Genomic DNA, 19,935 nt, shown 5'->3' with positions numbered 1-19,935 from the left:
CGCTAGACTTCTCTCAAATTGTATAGACAGGACTCTTCCATGATGATTCTCAAGCCCGGTCACCTGACTCTCCAGCAACTGCGCCAGATCGCCCGCGAACAGGTCACGCTGCAGCTCGATCCCGCCAGCTTCGCTGCGATCGACGCCTGCGCCCAGGCCGTGGCCGATATCGCCGCGAAGGGTGAGCCCGCTTACGGCATCAACACCGGTTTTGGCCGCCTCGCCAGCACCCATATCCCGCACGACCAGCTCGAACTGTTGCAACGCAATCTGGTGCTCTCGCACGCGGTTGGCGTGGGCGAGCCGATGTCGCGTCCGGTCGTGCGTCTGTTGATGGCGCTCAAGCTGTCGAGCCTCGGCCGCGGTCATTCCGGCATCCGCCGCGAAGTGATGGACGCGCTGATCACGCTGTTCAATGCCGACGTGCTGCCGGTGATTCCCGTCAAGGGTTCGGTTGGCGCCTCGGGCGATCTCGCGCCGCTCGCGCATATGTCGGCGGCGCTGCTGGGCGTCGGCGACGTGCTCGCCAAGGGCGAGCGCATGGCCGCAACCGAAGGCTTGCGCCTCGCCGGCCTCAAGCCGCTCACGCTGCAGGCGAAGGAAGGTCTGGCGCTGTTGAACGGCACCCAGGCATCGACCGCGCTCGCGCTCTACAACATGTTCGCGATCGAAGACCTGTACCGCACCGCGCTGGTGGCGGGCGCGTTGTCGGTGGACGCGGCGGCTGGTTCGGTGGCGCCGTTCGACCATCGCATTCATGAGCTGCGCGGCCACCAGGGGCAGATCGACGCCGCAGCGGCTTACCGTGCGCTCCTCGAAGGCTCGGGCATCAATCTGTCGCACCGCGATTGCGGCAAGGTACAGGATCCGTACAGTTTGCGCTGCCAGCCGCAGGTAATGGGCGCGTGTCTGGACCAGATGCGCCACGCTGCAGACGTGCTGCTGATCGAAGCGAACGCTGTCTCGGACAATCCGCTGATTTTCCCGGACACGGGCGAAGTGCTCTCGGGCGGCAATTTCCACGCGGAGCCGGTCGCCTTTGCGGCCGACAATCTGGCGTTGGCCGCAGCCGAAATCGGTGCGCTTGCCGAACGTCGCATCGCACTGCTGATCGATTCGACGCTCTCGGGTCTGCCGCCGTTCCTCGTCCGCGATGGCGGTGTGAACTCCGGCTTCATGATCGCCCACGTCACAGCCGCCGCGCTCGCTTCGGAGAACAAGACGCTCGCGCATCCGGCCTCGGTCGATTCGCTGCCTACCTCGGCGAACCAGGAAGACCATGTGTCGATGGCGACCTTCGCGGCGCGCAAGCTCGGCGATATCGCCGAGAACACCGCCAATATTCTTTCGATCGAACTGCTGGCCGCCGCGCAAGGTGTCGATCTGCGCGCACCGCATAAAACCAGCCCGAAATTGCAGCACGTGATGAACACGGTACGCCATGAAGTCGCACACTACGAACTCGATCACTACTTCGCGCCGGACATCGAGGCGGTCACGCATCTCGTGCAGAACGGCACGATCGCTGCACACAGCCCGCTGACGTTTCCGTCCGAGCAGTAAGCACGTGACACCATTAACGGCAAACCCGGCATGAACGCACCGGCCTATCAGGGAATCAAGGACTTCATCCTCTCCCGCATTCACGCGGGCGAATGGGGTGAGGGCGACCAGGTTCCCTCGGAAAACGAGCTTGCCCGCGAGTTCAACGTGGCGCGCATGACGGTCAACCGTGCGCTGCGCGAACTTACCTCCGAGCAGGTGCTCACACGCGTGCAGGGCTCCGGCACGTTCGTTGCGCGGCCGAAATACGAATCGACCCTGGTGGCGATCCGCAGTATCTCCGACGAGATCGTGGCGCGCGGTCATCGCTATCAGGCGAAGGTGTTGCACATCGGCGCGGCGATTGCCGACGAAGCGCTTGCCGACGAGATGCAGGTGAGTGCCGGCAGTCCGGTGTTTCATTCGCGCGTGCTGCATTTCGAAAACGACGAGCCGGTGCAACTCGAAGAACGCTGGGTCAACCCGGCGGTCGCCCCCGATTATGCGTTGCAGGACTTCACCAGCACCACGCCGAACCAGTATCTGGTGCGCGTCGCGCCGCTGCAGCGCGTCGAGTACCGCATCGAGGCGGCTTTGGCGGATGCCGATACGCGTCGATTGCTGACGATGGACGAACTCGAGCCCTGCCTCGTGCTGCATCGACGCACGTGGTCGCAGAGTCTGGTCGCATCGGTAGCGAATCTGTGGCATCCCGGCAGTCGTTACCGCTTCACCGGACACTTTTGATCTTGCTTCCTGAGCTGCGCTTTTAACCTGCGCATTTGACGTGATTTTTTGAGTACTTTTCCGCCTCCGAGGGCCACCATGAACAACCCCAAGCACATCGATCCGCGTCTCGACCCGACCCGTACGATTCGCGCCCCGCGTGGCGCCGAAAAGACCTGCAAGAGCTGGCTCACGGAAGCCGCCTATCGCATGATCCAGAACAACCTGGACGCGGAAGTCGCCGAGCATCCGCATGCGCTCGTGGTGTACGGCGGCATCGGCCGCGCTGCGCGCAACTGGGATTGCTTCGACCAGATTCTCGCCACGCTGAAAGATCTCAACGACGACGAGACGCTGCTGATCCAGTCGGGCAAGCCGGTTGGCGTGTTCAGGACGCATGCCGATGCGCCGCGCGTGCTGCTGGCGAACTCGAACCTCGTACCGCACTGGGCAACGTGGGAACACTTCCACGAACTCGACCGCAAGGGCCTGATGATGTACGGCCAGATGACGGCGGGGAGCTGGATTTACATCGGCAGTCAGGGGATTGTTCAGGGCACCTACGAGACTTTCTTCTCGGTGGCGAACCAGCATTTCAACGGCGACCCGAAGGGCCGCTGGATTCTCACAGGTGGTCTCGGCGGCATGGGCGGCGCGCAGCCGCTCGCTGCCACCATGGCCGGCTTCTCGATGATCGCTGTCGAGTGCGATGAGACGCGTATCGACTTCCGTCTGAAGACCCGTTACGTCGATCGCAAAGCGAAGACGCTCGACGAAGCGCTTGCGATTGTCGAAGAGGCAAAGAAGACGGGCAAGCCCGTGTCGGTCGGTCTGCTCGGCAATGCGGCCGACGTGTTTGCCGAATGCGTCGAGCGCGGCATCACGCCGGACTGCGTGACAGATCAAACGAGCGCCCACGATCCGATTCATGGCTACCTGCCGCAAGGCTGGAGCGTCGAAGACTGGCGCGAACGCCAGAAGACGGCGCCGGACAGCATCACCAGGCCCGCCAAGCAGTCGATGGCCAAGCAGGTGCAGGCCATGCTGACGCTGCAGGAACGTGGCGCCGCGACGCTCGACTACGGCAACAACATCCGCCAGATGGCGCTGGAAATGGGCGTCGAAAACGCGTTCGATTTCCCGGGCTTCGTGCCGGCGTATATCCGTCCGCTGTTCTGCGAAGGCAAGGGCCCGTTCCGTTGGGTTGCGCTGTCGGGCGATCCTGAGGATATCTACAAGACCGATGCGAAGGTCAAGGAGCTGATTCCCGACGACGCACACCTGCACAACTGGCTCGACATGGCGCGCGAACGGATTGCGTTCCAGGGTCTGCCGGCGCGGATCTGCTGGGTGGGTGTGAAGGATCGGTATCGCCTCGGCCAGGCGTTCAACGAGATGGTCAGGAATGGCGAATTGAAGGCGCCGGTCGTGATTGGGCGCGATCACCTCGATACGGGTTCGGTGGCGAGCCCGAACCGCGAAACCGAATCGATGAAGGATGGCTCTGACGCCGTCAGCGACTGGCCGTTGCTCAACGCGCTGCTTAACACAGCGGGCGGCGCGACGTGGGTATCGCTGCATCACGGCGGCGGGGTGGGCATGGGCTTTAGCCAGCACTCCGGCGTGGTGATTGTCGCGGACGGTACGGATGCCGCCCGCGAGCGTCTCGGCCGCGTGCTGTTCAACGATCCGGCCACGGGCGTGATGCGTCACGCGGACGCCGGCTATGAACTCGCGCAGGAAGCGGCCCGTGAGGTGGGGCTTAATCTGCCGATGCTGGGCCGTTGATCGTGACGCCGGATAGCGGCACGACATTGATCCGCGGTGCCGATCTCGTGGCGACGCCGTGGAAGAACGGCGGCGGCGTCACGCGCGAGGTGGCGGCTTTTCCTCAAGGCGCGAAGCTCGATGGTTTCGTGTGGCGTGTGAGCATTGCAGACGTCGCGCAGCCGGGGCCGTTCTCGCGCTTTGACGGGATCGACCGGACGCTGGTGTTGCTGTCGGGCGCGGGTATGCTGCTTGATGAAGCGAACGGTCCGACACATGCTCTCAAGCAACCGCTAGAGATGGCGCGCTTCGCAGGTGAGACCGCGATCGACGCGCGGCTAGTCGATGGCGCGACGCGCGATTTCAACCTGATGGTGCGGCGGGGTGCGGCGACGGGCGAGGCCGAGGTATGGCAAGTCCAGACCGAGGGCGCCGCGGGTGCTATGGGTTCTGCGTCAATACGTCATTTGTCGGCCGATGCCGTACTGCTGTTTTGCGCGGCCGGTTCGATTGACGTGACACTCGGCGATGCCACTCCAGTGACCCTCGCAATAGACGACACGCTGCATATCCAGTCGCCCGATGGCCTGGCGTGCAAGGTGAGCGGCGAAGGCGCACTGCTCGCCATCCGCTTGCATTACGCGTGAGCTGAAACCGATCGGCCCTCGCATCCACAGACCGCAACAAGCTGCAACGAGCACGCGATGAAGCAAACCGTCTGGCATCACCTGAAGCTTTGCCCGCAGGGCGATCCGCGCAACACGCTGGACGATGCCGCGATCGCCGTGCGCGACGGCTACATCGTCTGGCTCGGTGCAGCCAGCGAACTGCCGCCCGACTATGCCGCATGGCCGCGCGAAGACCTCGGTGGTGCATGGGTCACACCTGGCCTCGTCGATTGTCATACTCATCTCGTGTACGGCGGCCAGCGCGCCGACGAGTTTGCCCAGCGCCTCGCCGGTGTCAGTTACGAAGAGATTGCGCGCCAGGGCGGCGGCATTGTCTCGACGGTACGCGCGACCCGCGCCGCCGACGAAGAGAGCTTGTTGCGCCAGTCGGCTGCTCGCCTCGAACCGCTGCTTGCCGAAGGCGTGACTGCCATCGAAATCAAATCCGGTTATGGGCTCGACCTCGCCAGCGAGCGCAAGATGCTGCGCGTCGCGCGCCGTCTCGGCGAACAGTATCCGGTGTCGGTTTATACGACGTTTCTCGGTGCGCACGCGTTGCCGCCTGAGTTTGCCGGTCGTGCCGACGACTACATCAGCGAAGTCTGCGAGCGCATGCTGCCCACGCTGGCCGACGAAGGTCTCGTGGATGCAGTCGATGTTTTCTGCGAGCGCATCGGCTTTTCGCTCGCACAAAGCGAGCGCGTCTTCGCCGCGGCCGAGCGCTACAAGCTGCCGGTGAAGATGCATGCCGAGCAGTTGTCCAACTGCGGCGGTACGGCGCTTGCCGCGCGTCATCATGCGTTGTCCGCGGATCATCTCGAGTTTCTCGACGAAGCCGGCGTGGCCGCCATGAAGGAGAGCGGCACGGTCGCCGTGCTGCTGCCCGGTGCGTACTACTTCATCCGCGAGACGCAGTTGCCGCCGCTCGATCTGCTGCGCCGCTACGAAGTGCCCATCGCCATTTCCACCGACAGCAACCCCGGCACGTCGCCCACCACCTCGCTCCTGTTGATGATGAACATGGCGACCACGCTGTTTCGCATGACCGTCCCCGAGGTGCTGCAAGGCGTCACGCAGCATGCGGCGCGCGCGCTGGGTCAGGTGGGTCGTCATGGTTCGCTGGCAGTGGGCCGCGCGGCGGATTTCGCGGTCTGGCAGGTCGAGACGCTGGCCGAACTGGCTTACTGGATCGGTCGTCCGCTCTGCGCGCGCGTGGTACGCGCGGGCGAGACGGTCTATACGCGGCGCGACTCCGCCAGTTGATTGAATCCATCAAGGTCCGAAGATGACTGAACCCACTCGAACGTCGCCCCACGCATTGTTTGCAGACCACGCGTATCTGCCCGATGGCTGGCGCCGCAACGTGCTGCTGACGTGGGATGCCACTGGCACGCTGACGCACGTGAGCCCGGATACGTCCGCGCCGCCGGTGGGCGTGAGCCGCGCAGCGGGCCCCATCCTGCCCGGCATGCCGAACCTGCATTCGCACGCCTTCCAGCGCGCGATGGCGGGTCTGACCGAATATCGTGCGAACGCCACGGACAACTTCTGGAGCTGGCGCGACCTGATGTACCGCTTTGCCGCGAAGATCACGCCGCAAGGACTCGCCGCTGTCGCGCAGTGGCTCTACATCGAGATGCTGAAGGCGGGCTATACGTCGGTGTGCGAGTTTCACTACGTGCATCACACGCCGGACGGCAGCCGTTACGTCAACACGGCCGAACTGGCCGAACGCGTCGTGGATGCGGCCCAGACGAGCGGCATCGGCATGACGATGCTGCCGGTGCTCTACCAGTACGGCGGCTTCGGCGCGCGCGCGCCGCGGGCCGATCAGCAGCGCTTCATCAATACGCCTGAAAGCCTGCTCGATCTGCTCGGCAAACTGCGTGACGCACGCCCCGAAAGCTCGGCCCTGCGCTACGGTGTGGCGCCGCATTCGTTACGTGCGGTCTCGGAACAATCGCTGCGCACGCTGCTCGACGGGCTCGATACGGACCTGCCGGGTGCACCGGTGCACATTCATATCGCCGAACAGACCGCGGAAGTCGATGCCTGTCTCGAGACCGAAGGCGCCCGCCCGGTGCAGTGGTTGCTCGAGCGATTCCATGTCGATTCGCGCTGGTGTCTCGTGCATGCGACCCACGTCGATGCCAACGAAACGCTCGCGCTTGCCAGGAGCGGCGCGGTGGCGGGGCTGTGCCTGACGACCGAAGCCAACCTCGGCGACGGTATTTTTCCGGCGCACACCTATCTCGACGCGCAGGGACGTTTTGGTATCGGATCGGATAGCCATATCGGCGTCGACTGGCGTGCCGAACTGCGGCTGCTGGAGTACGGTCAGCGCCTCTCGCGCCGTCAGCGCAACGTGCTCGCCTCGACTGACGCGCCGTTTGTCGCCGACCGCCTGTTCGCCGCCGCGCTCGACGGCGGTGCGCACGCCACCGGTCGTGCCGTGGGCGCGTTGAGGGTAGGGCAGCGGGCCGACTGGCTGGTGCTCGACGCTGATCATTCCGGCATTGCCGAACACACGTCGCAAGCATGGCTCTCGGGCGTGGTTTTCTGCGAGCATGGCGAGACGCCGATTCGCGATGTCTATACCGGCGGCGAAAAGGTTGTCGAGAATCGCAGACATCGCGATGAAGAACGTGCGTACGCGCAATATCGGATCGCGCTCGCCGAGCTGCTCAGGTGATGCCGGTTTGAAACAACGTCAACGGGCGACTCGGGTAAGCTGTCAGATGACGCCCCGATCCCACTGATTCTGGACTGACATGACTGCTTCGAACACTCCACCGGTTTTTTCGCTGCACGAGGGAAGTGCGCCCCTGCTGATTTCGATTCCCCACGTGGGCACGAACATTCCCGCCGACATTGCCGCGACGATGACACCCATCGCCCAGCGCACCGAAGATTGCGACTGGCATCTCGACCGCCTGTACGCGTTTGCGCGCGAACTCGGCGCCTCGTTTCTGATGCCGAGCAACGCGCGCTACGTGATCGACCTGAACCGTCCGCCCGACGGTGCGAATCTCTATCCGGGTCAGGACACGACAGGCCTTCTGCCTGTCGACACGTTCGACAAGGAGCCCCTGTATCTCGACGGACATTTGCCCGACGATGCCGAGGTCGCACGCCGCCGCGAACTCTACTGGAAGCCGTATCACGAGGCGCTGTCAGCGCATCTGGCGGCGTTGAAGGCAAAGCACGGCAAGGTACTGCTATGGGAGGCGCACTCGATCCGCTCGCACGTACCGCGTTTCTTCCCGGGGCGGCTGACGGACTTCAACTTCGGCACCTCAAACGGCGCGAGCGCCGTGGCGGGACTGGCTGAAGCGCTGGTGGAGGTGGTCGAACGCCACGGCGGCTACTCGGCAGTTGCGAATGGCCGCTTCAAGGGTGGCTATATCACACGCCAGTACGGTCAGCCGTCCGAGGGCATTCATGCGGTGCAGCTCGAACTCACGCAGATTACGTACATGGAAGAGCAGATGCCGTACGCGTATGACGAAACGCTCGCCGCGCAGGTCGAACCGCTTCTGAAGACGCTGGTGCAAACGGCGCTCGAGCGCGTCGCCGCCGCGTAAGAACGGCGCGTCGATCGGTACAAACTGCTTTTCCGGTCGTACGTGCCAGACGCCGAAACGCTTGAAACACCGCTGAATGCAACGGTCCCCGCCTGTCTGTCACGACGGGCGGGGACCGTTTTGCCTTGTAGCGGGGCTAGCCGCCGGCATCAATGGCAGTGTCTCTCCCAGTGTCCATGGACGTGGACCTTATGACACACGCGATGGTGGTCGTCGGCGTGCGCGGGCGCAATGGCGCCGAGAGTAACGAGTGCTGTGCTCAAGGCAAGTATGATCTTCTTCATCGAATTACCCTTCTCAGGTGGGGGAACGGAAACCTGATATCAGCACAATACGTGCCGCATACGTCTGACCAATCCCGCGCGAGATGCTATCCCGTCTGCGGAACGCACCCGCTCAGGGCATGTCAACAGAAAGGACGTATGCGCGAGGGCGTATCCACGCCCCCCCTGTTCCGGTCGTCAGATACGCCACGCCGCACCCTTACGGGACATACCGGTTGCGTGCCGCACGGCGAAGCGACTACCCTTTGACAAAAACGGCGCGCGCGGGCTGAAGCCCGCCGGCGCGTCGTACACTAATCGGGCGAGAAAAGATGGAAGACCCAGCAATGGAAGATTCCGACGAGTTCCTGCTTTCGATCTGGCGAGCAAATCTGGTGGTGCTGACCCAGGAGGTCGGCGCGGCAACCCGCCTCGCGCGGATGATGACGTTCTCCGCAAGCTATCTGAAACTGATGTTGTCCGGCCAACGCGAATTCAGCGAGGAGTTCGTGCGCGGTGTCGAGGCGGTGACGGGCTTGCCCGCCGGCTGGATGAACACGCCGCATGAGGCGGGCGAGATTCCCGCGAACGCCCGCGAAGCGATCGACAACGAGATGCCGCTGGCGCGCTTTCGCGGCACGGCGCATCCGGTGCGCAAGAAAACGGTGCTGCGTCCGCCCGAGCCGATCTTCGGTCAACCGGCGCCCGCGCGGCGCGCGGAGGAGGAGATGTTCGACGCCGAGGCGCACCGGCGTCACGTGCTGTTTCGCAAGGTGCGCGATCTGGCGGTGCAGGACGTGCGCCGCTTCGAGCGGCATCTGGCGAGTCCGCCTGTCGAACTGGCCGCGTTGCGCGCCAAGGTGGAGGACGTGATCGCCGCCACCGAACTGGAGGACACCGATCACGCCGATCTGACGGGCCGGCTCGAGCAGATCGAAAAGCATCGCAATCTGCTGATGCGGCATGTGGAGAAACTTCAGGCGCTGCTTGTCAGGCTAGGTGAAAGCGAGTGAGGCGGGCGCGTAGCTGACGGGCTCGCCTGAACCGCTCACTTGCGCGTGCGATGCCGTTCAATCGCCAGCCGGCAGATTCTGTCGCAGAGTTCGCCGAACGCGATGCCGCGTGCCTGCGCCGATTGGGGCAGCAGGCTGGTCGCCGTCATGCCGGGCAGCGTGTTGACTTCGAGGCACCACAGCACGCCGTGGCTATCGAGCCGGAAGTCGGAGCGGCTGTAGCCGTCCAGCTTCAACGTACGATGCGCGAGCAGCGCCAGGGCGCGAGCGTTTTCGGCGATATCTTCCGGCAAGTCGGCCGGAAAGATTTCGCGCACGGCGCCGGGCTGGTATTTGGCCTTGTAATCGAACACCGCATCTGGGTCGATGACGATTTCTCCGACCGTCAACGCTTCGTCGCCGAGTATGCCCACCGTGATTTCGCGGCCCGCGACGAACTGCTCCAGCATGACTTCGCTGTCGTACGCAGCGGCCAGCGCGATGGCCGGCTCGAATTGTTCCGCGGAGCGCACGACCGACAGACCGACGGTCGATCCTTGGCTGTTCGGCTTCACGACGAGCGGGTAACCCAGTTCCGCGCCGGCGGTGGCGGCGTCGACCGGCGCCATCAGCCAGCGAGGGGTGGGAATGCCCGCGCTCACGAAGAGCCGCTTGGCCATGTCCTTGTCCATTGCGAGCGCGCTGCCCAGATGCCCGCTGCCGGTGTACGGCAACTCCGCGAGATCGAGCATGGCCTGCATGGTGCCGTCCTCGCCGCTGCCGCCGTGCAAGGCGACGAACACCACGTCGACGCCGGCGAGCGTCGCCGCCTGCAGCGCGCTCGTTTGCCCGGCGCGCATCAGCGCCAGTTCCTCGCAGGCGGGCGGTGCTTCGTTGACGCGTGAGTTGAGAAAACGCACTTCGTCTTCGCCGGTCAGCAGGCCGCGCGACGTGTCGATGGCCAGTACCTCGTGTCCCGATTCGCGCAACGCGCGCACGATCTGTGCGCCGCTGGCGATCGACACTTCTCGTTCCTCGCTGGTGCCGCCGAACAGCACGGCAATCTTGAGCGGGTTGGTTTGCATAGCGACGGGCCTTCAGTTCGTGGGTGTTTTGCGCGGTGCGCGAGAGGGGATTCTGTTGCGCCATAATCGGTAAGCGCACGGCGCAACATTTTACAGAGGTCCGGGCCGCCGATGCACCTGCTTACAGCCTGAGTTCAGTCAGAATCTGTTCAGCGAGGAAGTCACATGGAGGACGGTTGGAGCGGGCGCTGCGTGCCAGCACGATTTCCAGTTCTGGCAGAGCAGGCAGGCCGTGTGGGCGCCCGAGTTGCACGAAGTGGCCAGGCACCGCGCAGCGCGCAAGCGGCGCGATTGCGAGCCCCGCTTCGACCATGCTGAAGAGACCCATCAGACTCGGGCTCTCATACGAGGTGCGATAGGCGATCTTTGCACGCTCGAGCGCGTGGATCGCGTTCGCCCGCGCGACACTGCCCGCACCGAACAGCGCAACCGGCAATGGCCGCTCTTTCCAGATCTCGCGTCCGCTGGTTGACGCGCCTGCCCACGTCATCGGTTCGAAGCGGATGAACTCGCCGTTCAGATTCTTCAGGCGCGTCACGCAGGCGAGGTCGACCTTGTTGTCCTTGACGAGTGGCGCGAGCGCATGACTCGGCAGACCGATCACCTGAATCTCGACCTTCGGGTAGCTCGCCGAAAACTTGCGCAGCACCGCAGGCAGCAACGATGCCGCGTAGTCGTCCGGCACGCCGATCGCGACACGGCCCTTTACCTCCGGATGCACCATCGACGCCCACGCTTCGTCACGCAGGGCCAGCATCCGGCGGGCGTAGGCGAGCAGCACCTGACCGTCGGCAGTCGGCGTGACGCTGCGCGCTCCACGTACGAACAACGGCTTGCCGAGCGCGTTCTCCAGCGTGCGAATCTGCATGCTGAGCGCGGACTGCGAGCGATGCACGAGCGCGGCGCCGCGCACGAAGCTGCCGGCATCGGCGATGGCGACTACCATCGCGAGCACGTCGAGATCCAGGGCTTTCATAGGTATCAGAAAAGCTGATCGAAAGGTTCAATATAACGCGTTTGTCTGAACACAGGGTGACCGGCATACTGCGGCTGGTCACGGGCGACGGGCGAGGTTCGCTTGCTCCTGCGACCTTTCTGAAGCTATGCAACACTGCACTGAAACCGGAGACCACCACGATGCCGATGACCTACGATGACTTCAAGCAACTGGGCATGCGCCTCGACATGTCGCGCGGCAAGCCCGCGCCCGAGCAGCTCGAGCTTTCGCGTGCCTTGCTGGAGGAGGCGGGCACGACGGGCTTTCTGTCGCGCGACGGCATCGACTGCCGCAACTACGGACATCTGCTCGGCCTGCCGGAAGCCCGCGAGTTGGGGGCGGCGTTGCTCGAGGTGCCGGCGGCGCAGGTGGTGGCGGGCGGCAATTCGAGCCTCGAGTTGATGCACGATGTGCTGGCGTTTGCGATGCTGTTCGGTGTGCCGGGCGGCGAGCCCTGGCGCAAGCAAGGCGATATTGCCGTGCTATGTCCGGTGCCCGGTTATGACCGGCACTTTGCGATCTGCGAGGCGCTCGGCATCCGCATGATCAACGTGCCGATGAACGACGACGGCCCGGATATGGATTTCGTCGAAGCCCAGGTGGCGAGCGACGCATCCATCAAGGCCATCTGGTGCGTGCCGCTCTATAGCAACCCGAGCGGCGCGATCTACTCGGACAATGTGGTGCGGCGTCTCGCAGCCATGCCGGCTGCCGCGCCGGATTTCCGCTTGTTGTGGGACGACGCTTACCGCTTCCATCATCTGACTGATCGGAAGCACAGCACCCTCAACGTGCTCGACGCCTGCGCGGCAGCCGGACACGAGGATCGCGCGCTGATATTCGCGTCGCTTTCGAAAGTGACGTTCGGCGGCGGGGCGATGGCGTTTTTTGCCGCATCGAAGCGCAATGTGGACTGGTGGCAGCAGCGCGTATCGGTACGAACGATCGGCCCGGACAAGCTGAACCAGTTGCGCCATGTGCGTTTCCTGCGCGACCGCGCTGGTCTCGAGCGGCTGATGGAGCGTCACCGCGCGCTGGTGGAGCCGAAATTCGCGGCGATCGCGGCGGCGTTCGACGAGCATCTCGGCGGCCTGGAGAATGTGAGGTGGAATGCGCCGGCGGGCGGCTACTTCATCAGCCTCTACACGCCGCCCGGGTTCGCGAAGCGCACCGTGGCGCTTGCCGCGGAGGCCGGCCTCGTGTTGACGCCGGCGGGCGCCGCTTATCCGTATGGACGGGATCCGGACGACCGGCATCTGCGGATCGCGCCCACCTTCCCGTCACTCGATGAAGTACGGCTGGCGGCGGTGGGGATTGCGCTGTCGCTGCGGCGGGCGCTGGAAGAGCGCTGACGGCGGGGCGTTCGGCCCACGCTTTTTGCGGCCGTCACGCTTTTGTTGTAAAAGGGAGCGCATGACTGATCGCTCCCGACTGATTCCCCTTATCGTCGCCTGTCCGCTGTTCCTGCAAAACCTCGACACGTCGATCATGGCGACGGCGTTGCCGTCGATCGCCCGCTCGCTGCAGGTTCAGACGCTGCATCTGAACCTCGCGATCACCTCCTATCTGCTAAGCCTTGCGGTGTTTCTACCGGCGAGCGGCTGGCTCGCGGACCGCTTCGGCGCGCGCCGCGTGTTCTGCTCCGCCATCGCGCTGTTCTCGCTCGGCTCGGCCTTATGCGGGCTGGCGCAATCGATGCCGCAACTGGTTCTGTTCCGCGTCCTGCAGGGCATGGGCGGGGCGATGATGGTGCCGGTCGGGCGGCTGATCCTGTTACGCAGCATCCCTCCCGCGCGGATGGTCGCGGCCATGGTGTGGTTCACCGTGCCCGGCGCGATCGGGCGGCTCGCCGGACCGCTGCTCGGCGGCCTGGTGGTCACGATTACCTCATGGCGCTGGATCTTTCTGCTCAACATCCCGTTCGGCGTGCTGGGCGTGCTGATGGCGATGAGCTTCATCGACGATACCCACGAACCCGTTTTTCAGCGCTTCGATCTCGCCGGTTTCATTCTGCTTTCGAGCGGGCTGGTCGGCCTGGTCGGCGGTCTCGATACGGCCGGCCGTGGACTGGTGCCGCAGGAAGTCACCTTTGCGCTCGCAGGGCTCGGTGCGCTGTCGATCCTCGCGTACTGGGCCTATAGCCGCCGCCACGATGACGCGATCATCGATCCCAACCTGCTGCGTTATAAGGCGTACCGGACCGCGGTGGTCGGTGGTATGCCGTTGCGTGTCGCGATCGGCGCCTCGCCGTTTCTGATGCCGTTGATGTTGCAGCTCGGCTTCGGCTTGTCGCCGCTGCAGTCCGGCTCGCTTAGCGTGGCGACGGCGGTCGGTTCGCTCAGCGTGCGCGCGGTGATGCAGCAGGCTATCCGGCGGATCGGCTTTCGCACGCTGCTGATCGGCGCGACTTCGCTCACTGGATGCTTCTATGCCTGCTATGGACTGTTCCGGCCGAGCACGCCGCATCTGCTGATCTTTGTCGTGCTGCTGTTCGGCGGCTTGTTCAACTCGCTCGGCATGGTGACGCTCAACACGCTCGGCTACTCGGATATGCCCAAGCCGATGATGAGCCGGGCAACGGCTCTCTCGAGCATGGCGCAACAACTTTCGATCAGTATCGGGGTGGCGTTTGCGGCCTCGCTGCTGGCGTTGACGGCGCATCTGCACGGCGGCAGTGCCGCGCATCTGATGGCGCGCGACTTTTCGCCCGCGTTCGTGGTGATCGGCGTGTTGACGTTGAGTTCGTTGTTCTTCTTTACCAGGCTCTCCCACGACGAAGGGGCGGAGCTACGGTAGCGCCAAGTGAACCTCCGATGTGCTACAAACACACTACCGATCGGGACGAGGTGCCATCTTGGGGCAAATTGCCGTAACGCTGCGACTGTCGCTTGTATCAGTGAGGGCGTGTAAAGCATGACGCGCCCTACACGGCGCGGGTGCGCCGCCATGGCATGCCTGCTGACAGGCACCGCACTCAGCGCGTCCGCCGCGTGGGCCGACGGTCGCGCGGCGAGCGACGACCTCGCGCCCTTCACCGTCGAGAGCGACGTCCATTACTTTGTGATCCAGAAAGACGGCTCGGTCGAAGAGCGCGACGACACGATCATGCGCGCCAATACAACGAGCGGCGTCGACGACATCGCGCAACGCTATGTCTGGTTCAACAAGGATATCGAGCAGGTGCAACTGCTCGCCGCCGAGACCATCGACCCGGACGGCACCGTACGCAAGGTCGGACCGGATGGCATCCGCGATGTGCAGGAGCCGCGCTCCGCCGGCGCGCCGACCTTCGAGGACGGCGTATTGCGTACCGTGATTTTTCCTGGCGTGGAGCCGGGCTCGCGTGTGCACCTGGCGTTTCGCAAGACACGCAGCAAGGCGCTGCAAGCCGGCACGTTCGCCTACCTCGTCGAACCGACGCGCGATCCGGTCGAGCAGCAGCGCCTCATCTTCGACCTGCCCGCCGACGTGCCGCTATACGCGGACACGCGCGGTTACGTGGAAGTGCCTCCGGTTACGCAGAACGGCCGCACGCGCTACGAGTTCGACTACAAACATGGGCCGTATGCCCCCATCGAATCCGGCGCGGTCGGTTACGAAACGTGGGGTGACCGGCTGATGGTATCGACGGTGCCCGACTATGCCACCTTCGCGGCACGCTACAGGGCGCCGGCCGTCGACGCCACCATGAGCGATCCGGCGATTGTCCAGCTCGCGCAATCGCTGACGGCGGCAAGCGCCGATCCACGTGAAAAGGCGCGCATCCTGTACGACTGGGTGCGCATGAACGTGCGCTACGTGGCGCTCTTTCTCGGCGAGACTGCCGCGGTGCCGCACAAGGCGATCGATATCCTGCGCAATCGCTATGGCGACTGCAAGGATCACGTCGCGCTGTACAGCGCCTTGCTGGCGGCGGTCGGCATTCGCAGCGAAGCCGTGCTGCTCAACCTCGGCCCGTACTACACGTTGCCGGATGTACCCGGCTATGGAGACAGCGCGATCAATCATGCGATCGTCTGGATTCCACAACTCGGCCTCTATGCCGATACAACCGCTGGCGGCATCGCCTTCGGCTATCTGCCGCTGGTCGTGATGGACCGGCCGGCCCTGCTGGTCGACGATGGCGTGATGTCGCGCACGCCACCCGTGCAGCCGCGGGGCCGTGCCGTGCGCTTGCAGATCGATGTGAACGAGAGTGGGGCGGCGTCGTACGCGTACCGCGTGGAAGACTCGGGCGCGACGGCCGAGCTCGAACGCAACATGTTCCGGCGCGCCACTCATCAGCGGGCGCAGCAGATTGCCGCGGGCCGGCTGTTGCAGACAAACCTGCACGGTACGGCAAAGCTCAGCACGAGCGACGTCGCGACGACCGAGGGACCATTCACGACCACCATGCAAGGCACGCTCGAGCACTTCACCTGGACTGATGGCACGACCGCGCTGCCTGCGCTGTCGAGTCTTTCGGGCGGCATTGCCAGCCAGGTGCAGTCGTGGCTCGCCGAGCCGCAACGCACGCAGCCGTGGGTCTGTGTTGGGGGCGACTTCGACGAGACCGCGCAGATCACGTTGCCCGCAACGGTTCGCGTAACCGATCTGCCGGTGGATGCTAACGTGCAGGACAGTTACTTCGATTACACGTCGCACTACGTCTTCGATCCAGGCACGCGGGTGCTGCAGATCACCCGCCACCTGCATACGAAGTTCGTGCATCAGGTGTGCTCGGCCGATGCCTTCAACGAAGCGCAGGCCTCGCTCGTCAGGATCGAGCGCGATGCGTCGTCGCAAGTGGTTGTGCGTGCAACGCCACCGGATTATCGTTTCGCGCAGCCCGGCCGTATCGATGGCGCAAACGCCAATCGGTACAGCCGCACGCCTGCGCCGAACAACGTGTCAAACACGCGTCCTTCGTAGCGTGCGGCGCCGGTGGCGCGAGCGCCTGGCCGCTCAACCCCTCAACCCCTCAACCCCTCAACCCCTCAACCCCTCAACCCCTCAACCCCTCAACCCCTCAACCCCTCAACCCCTCAACCCCTCAATCGCCGCTCAGCTCAATTGCCGCCGCCCTTGGTGACGATCGGCACCCATGCGCCGTTCTTGACCTGATACAGCGTCGAGCCGGCGTTCTTCAGCGAGCCGTTGGCTTCGAAGGCAATCGGACCGGTCACACCGTCGAAGCTGATCGCCTTCAGCACTGGGCGATACACCGCCGGCGAGCTCGATTTGGCCTGCTGCATGGCCTTGATTGCCGCCCATGCCGCGTCGTAACCGAACGGCGCATACGACAGGATGTCGACGCTAAAGCGCTTCTTGAACTTGGCCGAGAAGTCCTTGCCGCCTGGCAACTGTGAGAGCGGCCGGCCATATTCCCACGCCATCGCGCCTTCGGCCGCGTCGCCTGCGAGCTTGATGAAATCCTCATCCATCACGCCGCCGCCGCCAACCAGTTGCGCGGTGAGGCCGAGCTGCTTCATCCGTTTGGCGACGCCTGCCGCCTGCGTATCGAGACCGCCGAAGAAGATCAGGTCCGCATTGGTGGCTTTGATCGCAGTGAGCTGCGTGCTGAAGTCGACCGCCTGGTTGTTGGTGTATTCGTGCGCGACGATATTGCCGCCGTGTGCCTTCACGGCCTTCTCGAACTCATCCGCCTCACCCTGGCCGAACGCGGTGCGATCGTCGAGGATCGCGATGCGCTTGGCCTTGGTCACCTCGACTGCATAGACGCCCGCGTTGCCCGCGTTCTGCGCATCCGTGGAGATCACCATGAAGGCGTTAGCAAAGCCGCGGCCAGTGATGATCGGGTTGGTGGCCGCCGGGTCGATGACCGGAATGCCGGCCGTTTCATAGAGCTGCGAGGCGGGAATCGTCGTTCCGGAGTTGAAGTGGCCCACCACCACCGACACGCCTGCGTCCACCAGCTTCTGCGCCGCCTGCACGCCGACGCGCGGGTCGGCCTGATCGTCCTCGGAGACGAGCTGGAAGTCGGCGACCTGGTTGCCGATCTTGATCTTCTGGGCGTTGGCTTCCTCGATGGCGAGCCGCACGCCGTTTTCGAGGTCTTTGCCGTAGCCGGCATTCACGCCCGTCAGCGGGGCTGCGAAGCCGATCTTGACCGGCAGGTCGTCCGCGAAGCCGGACAGCGGCGCGACTGCGAGGAGCGCGCCCAGCATCACAACGAGGGGTTTCAGCGTTTTGCGAAGACTCATGGTCTCTCCTTCCATCGACAGGTTCACGGTATGAAAATCGGGCAAGGTGCAGCCGGCCAGAAACGGCCGGGTATGGCTGTCACGCTGAAGCAATGCGCCGCGCGCAGCAAACTTGCGGACGCGGGCGGTCAAACGGTGCGATGAAACTCGCGTGGTTCGATGCGTGCGGCGTGGTCTCCTTCAAGGGGTCCGAAGTATTTCAGGGTAGGGATGATCCTACGCCAGAAACAATGATGGAAAACACGGTGACACCGGCATTGCGGGCAAGCCCTGGTGAGCGTCCCGGAAGGCAGCGTGACTACGCGCGACCGACCCCGAACGCTTGCAGCCGGACGTGCATCGTGTCTCCATCAGCTTGGCGCGAATATAGAAAGCCAATTTGCAGTCGTCTTGGCAGTTCGCAGCGCCTGGAATGAGCATTTCAGCACAGGCCCCGGACGGGGCGGGCGGCGGGCAGGTCTTAAGCGTTTGATGCGTGCGGATGCCGGCACACGTGAGGCGGGCGGCGCGGCTGCGCCGGCCCGGTGGGAAGGGGCTTGTTGTTACTGCTCGCCCTGCAGGCGCAGCACTTCTTCGCGCAGGCGCATCAACGGTTCTTTGGTGTCGTCGTCGGCCCAGGTTTCGAGATCGTCGATGGCGCGCTGGCAGCCGTCGAGGATCAGATCGAGGTCGATCGGCACGCCGTTGTTGAGCGCGAACTGGATCGTCTCCGCAAACTGCTGGCACTCGTCTTCGCCGTACGAGATATCGAGGTTGTCGGCGATCACTTCGGCGATGTTGCTGCGCGCCTTGTCGTCGGGCGCGACCAGATCGATGATGCCGCGTGCCACCGCCGGCGAATAGTAGAGCGCGATATCGAGCCACTGCGTCGGATCGAAATCGGCCTCGTCGAACTGCTTCTCGAAGTACTCGATCGCTTCCTGTTCGTGCGCTTCGTCGGCGTCGACGCTAATGCACAATTCCTCGAAATATTCTTCCCGCTCGCTGCGGATATGACCGTCCATCTGTGCCTCGCTTGCCTGTAGCGGGTGCTTGAAAAGAGTTGCGTGCACCACGCGGCACGCATTATAGGACGAGCGGCTGACAATGCCGGGTCAGCAGTCGTTGCGCGAAACCTTGAGGCACGGCGGGTTCGTCGCGCGGGTTACACCGTTTCGACCGTCCAGGCATCGAACCACTCGTGTGGTTGCGCGATTTCATTTTGCGCGGCGACCAGTTCCAGTTCGTAGCGGCCTGCCTGCCAGGTGGCCTTGACGACCGCATTCACGGCGGCGAGCGTATGTTCGAAGGCCACCCGCAGCGGGTCGCCGAGCAGCGTGCGGGCGACGAACACCGCGCTCGTCAGGTCGCCCACACCGACAGGCTGACGGGCAAACGGGTAGAGCGGCCGCTGCCCCATCCATGCCTCAGTGGGCGTGACCACCAGCATGTTGAAACGGTCGGCGGGGCTGTTGCGGTCGAGCAGGTGCTTGACCAGCACGAGCTTCGGGCCACGCTGGATGATCTCGCGGCACGCCTCGACTGCCTCTTCCATGGTCTCAATCTCCCGCCCCACGAGACGCTGCAATTCGCTGTGGTTCGGCGCCATGGCGTCGGCCACCTCGGGCATGGAGCGCACGAGGAATTCCTGAATCCCAGGCTCGACCTTGCAGCCGGTCGTGTTGCCCATCACCGGATCGCAGAAATACCAGGCGCGCGGATTGGCCGCCTTCACGGCCTTGACGATTTCGATCACCGCCTGGGCCTGATCGGGGGCGCCGAGAAAGCCGGATAGCACCGCGTCGCAGCGCGGTAGCACGCCAATCGCGCCGATGCCGTCGAGCAGATCCTGCATCTGCGAGCCGTCGATCGCGCTGCCGGTCCAGTGACCGTATTGCGTGTGATTCGAGAACTGCACGGTGTTGAGCGGCCAGACATTCACGCCGAGGCGGCGCATGGGAAATACCGCCGCGCTGTTGCCGGCGTGCCCAAAAACGACATGCGACTGGATGCTCAGGACGTTTTTCATGATGTGTCGAGTGGCGCACCGTGCGCCGATCAATCAACAATACATGAGTTTTCGCAGGGCCGGCATGATCCGTCCCCGTGGTGTTGCGTCAAGCCATCAT

16 protein-coding genes are annotated in these 19,935 nt (G+C 64.1%); 11 read left to right on the top strand and 5 right to left on the bottom strand.

Annotation, left to right across the window (positions count from 1 at the left end; genetic code table 11):
- Positions 1-39: 39 nt before the first annotated feature.
- The 8 genes from hutH to P3T24_RS15245 all read left to right on the top strand — a co-directional run bounded on the left by hutH (position 40) and on the right by P3T24_RS15245 (position 9,563).
- Positions 40-1,563 (top strand): histidine ammonia-lyase, encoded by a 1,524-nt coding sequence (gene hutH / locus P3T24_RS15280; RefSeq protein WP_429435737.1) that lies wholly within the window; start codon positions 40-42, stop codon positions 1,561-1,563.
- Positions 1,564-1,593: 30 nt separating this feature from the next.
- Positions 1,594-2,289 (top strand): histidine utilization repressor, encoded by a 696-nt coding sequence (gene hutC, locus P3T24_RS15275; protein ID WP_429435734.1) that lies wholly within the window; start codon positions 1,594-1,596, stop codon positions 2,287-2,289.
- Between the two features lie 78 nt (positions 2,290-2,367).
- A complete protein-coding gene (gene hutU / locus P3T24_RS15270; RefSeq protein WP_429435732.1) occupies positions 2,368-4,056 on the top strand; it encodes a urocanate hydratase in 1,689 nt (562 codons plus the stop codon).
- Positions 4,053-4,682, top strand: a complete 630-nt coding sequence (locus tag P3T24_RS15265; protein WP_429435729.1) for a HutD/Ves family protein — start codon at positions 4,053-4,055, stop codon at positions 4,680-4,682. The genes hutU and P3T24_RS15265 overlap by 4 nt, the downstream gene beginning before the upstream one ends.
- A 57-nt stretch (positions 4,683-4,739) precedes the next feature.
- On the top strand, positions 4,740-5,966 hold the full coding sequence (gene hutI / locus P3T24_RS15260; RefSeq protein ID WP_429435726.1) for an imidazolonepropionase: 1,227 nt from the start codon (positions 4,740-4,742) through the stop codon (positions 5,964-5,966).
- Between the two features lie 22 nt (positions 5,967-5,988).
- Complete coding sequence (locus tag P3T24_RS15255) at positions 5,989-7,395, top strand: formimidoylglutamate deiminase (protein ID WP_429435724.1); 1,407 nt, start codon at positions 5,989-5,991, stop codon at positions 7,393-7,395.
- A 79-nt stretch (positions 7,396-7,474) separates the two neighbouring features.
- Entirely contained in the window at positions 7,475-8,287 is an 813-nt protein-coding gene (hutG, locus tag P3T24_RS15250; protein WP_429435721.1) for an N-formylglutamate deformylase, read from the top strand.
- A 610-nt stretch (positions 8,288-8,897) separates the two neighbouring features.
- Positions 8,898-9,563: a hypothetical protein gene (locus P3T24_RS15245; protein ID WP_074265055.1), complete on the top strand. Its 666-nt coding sequence runs from the start codon at positions 8,898-8,900 to the stop codon at positions 9,561-9,563.
- A gap of 35 nt (positions 9,564-9,598) precedes the next feature.
- Here P3T24_RS15245 and P3T24_RS15240 read toward each other — a convergent pair whose 3' ends face one another.
- Positions 9,599-10,627: a D-alanine--D-alanine ligase gene (locus tag P3T24_RS15240; RefSeq protein ID WP_429435718.1), complete on the bottom strand. Its 1,029-nt coding sequence runs from the start codon at positions 10,625-10,627 to the stop codon at positions 9,599-9,601.
- Positions 10,628-10,748: 121 nt separating this feature from the next.
- Positions 10,749-11,603 carry a LysR substrate-binding domain-containing protein gene (locus P3T24_RS15235; protein ID WP_074265053.1) on the bottom strand — a complete coding sequence of 285 codons (855 nt, stop codon included), beginning with the start codon at positions 11,601-11,603 and terminating at the stop codon, positions 10,749-10,751.
- 140 nt (positions 11,604-11,743) lie between these two features.
- Here P3T24_RS15235 and P3T24_RS15230 point away from each other — a divergent pair, with 140 nt between their 5' ends.
- From P3T24_RS15230 to P3T24_RS15220, 3 genes are all read left to right on the top strand, one after another.
- On the top strand, positions 11,744-12,976 hold the full coding sequence (locus P3T24_RS15230) for an aminotransferase class I/II-fold pyridoxal phosphate-dependent enzyme (protein WP_429436163.1): 1,233 nt from the start codon (positions 11,744-11,746) through the stop codon (positions 12,974-12,976).
- Between the two features lie 61 nt (positions 12,977-13,037).
- A complete protein-coding gene (locus P3T24_RS15225; protein ID WP_429407580.1) occupies positions 13,038-14,420 on the top strand; it encodes a DHA2 family efflux MFS transporter permease subunit in 1,383 nt (460 codons plus the stop codon).
- 117 nt (positions 14,421-14,537) lie between these two features.
- Entirely contained in the window at positions 14,538-16,535 is a 1,998-nt protein-coding gene (locus P3T24_RS15220) for a DUF3857 domain-containing transglutaminase family protein (RefSeq protein WP_429435716.1), read from the top strand.
- Between the two features lie 137 nt (positions 16,536-16,672).
- Here the strand turns inward: P3T24_RS15220 and P3T24_RS15215 are convergent, their stop codons facing one another.
- The 3 genes from P3T24_RS15215 to pdxY form a co-directional block, all read right to left on the bottom strand.
- Positions 16,673-17,827 carry a branched-chain amino acid ABC transporter substrate-binding protein gene (locus tag P3T24_RS15215; RefSeq protein ID WP_429435713.1) on the bottom strand — a complete coding sequence of 385 codons (1,155 nt, stop codon included), beginning with the start codon at positions 17,825-17,827 and terminating at the stop codon, positions 16,673-16,675.
- A gap of 542 nt (positions 17,828-18,369) precedes the next feature.
- Entirely contained in the window at positions 18,370-18,831 is a 462-nt protein-coding gene (locus P3T24_RS15210) for a hypothetical protein (protein WP_074265051.1), read from the bottom strand.
- Positions 18,832-18,971: 140 nt separating this feature from the next.
- Positions 18,972-19,835, bottom strand: a complete 864-nt coding sequence (pdxY, locus tag P3T24_RS15205) for a pyridoxal kinase PdxY (protein ID WP_074265050.1) — start codon at positions 19,833-19,835, stop codon at positions 18,972-18,974.
- Between the last annotated feature and the right edge of the window lie 100 nt (positions 19,836-19,935).

The organism is Paraburkholderia sp. GAS33, assembly GCF_050436645.1.
Lineage (GTDB): Bacteria > Pseudomonadota > Gammaproteobacteria > Burkholderiales > Burkholderiaceae > Paraburkholderia > Paraburkholderia phenazinium_B.
This window is presented reverse-complemented; position numbering and strand designations above follow the sequence as displayed.

Excerpts from the sequence above, each read along its gene's own strand:
- P3T24_RS15245 (WP_074265055.1), top strand. The coding sequence starts at position 8,898 with ATGGAAGATTCCGACGAGTTCCTGCTTTCGATCTGGCGAGCAAATCTG.
- P3T24_RS15215 (WP_429435713.1), bottom strand. The coding sequence starts at position 17,827 with ATGAGTCTTCGCAAAACGCTGAAACCCCTCGTTGTGATGCTGGGCGCG.
- P3T24_RS15220 (WP_429435716.1), top strand. The coding sequence starts at position 14,538 with ATGACGCGCCCTACACGGCGCGGGTGCGCCGCCATGGCATGCCTGCTG.
- hutC (WP_429435734.1), top strand. The coding sequence starts at position 1,594 with ATGAACGCACCGGCCTATCAGGGAATCAAGGACTTCATCCTCTCCCGC.
- pdxY (WP_074265050.1), bottom strand. The coding sequence starts at position 19,835 with ATGAAAAACGTCCTGAGCATCCAGTCGCATGTCGTTTTTGGGCACGCC.
- P3T24_RS15240 (WP_429435718.1), bottom strand. The coding sequence starts at position 10,627 with ATGCAAACCAACCCGCTCAAGATTGCCGTGCTGTTCGGCGGCACCAGC.
- P3T24_RS15235 (WP_074265053.1), bottom strand. The coding sequence starts at position 11,603 with ATGAAAGCCCTGGATCTCGACGTGCTCGCGATGGTAGTCGCCATCGCC.
- hutU (WP_429435732.1), top strand. The coding sequence starts at position 2,368 with ATGAACAACCCCAAGCACATCGATCCGCGTCTCGACCCGACCCGTACG.
- P3T24_RS15225 (WP_429407580.1), top strand. The coding sequence starts at position 13,038 with ATGACTGATCGCTCCCGACTGATTCCCCTTATCGTCGCCTGTCCGCTG.
- hutG (WP_429435721.1), top strand. The coding sequence starts at position 7,475 with ATGACTGCTTCGAACACTCCACCGGTTTTTTCGCTGCACGAGGGAAGT.
- P3T24_RS15255 (WP_429435724.1), top strand. The coding sequence starts at position 5,989 with ATGACTGAACCCACTCGAACGTCGCCCCACGCATTGTTTGCAGACCAC.
- hutI (WP_429435726.1), top strand. The coding sequence starts at position 4,740 with ATGAAGCAAACCGTCTGGCATCACCTGAAGCTTTGCCCGCAGGGCGAT.
- hutH (WP_429435737.1), top strand. The coding sequence starts at position 40 with ATGATGATTCTCAAGCCCGGTCACCTGACTCTCCAGCAACTGCGCCAG.
- P3T24_RS15210 (WP_074265051.1), bottom strand. The coding sequence starts at position 18,831 with ATGGACGGTCATATCCGCAGCGAGCGGGAAGAATATTTCGAGGAATTG.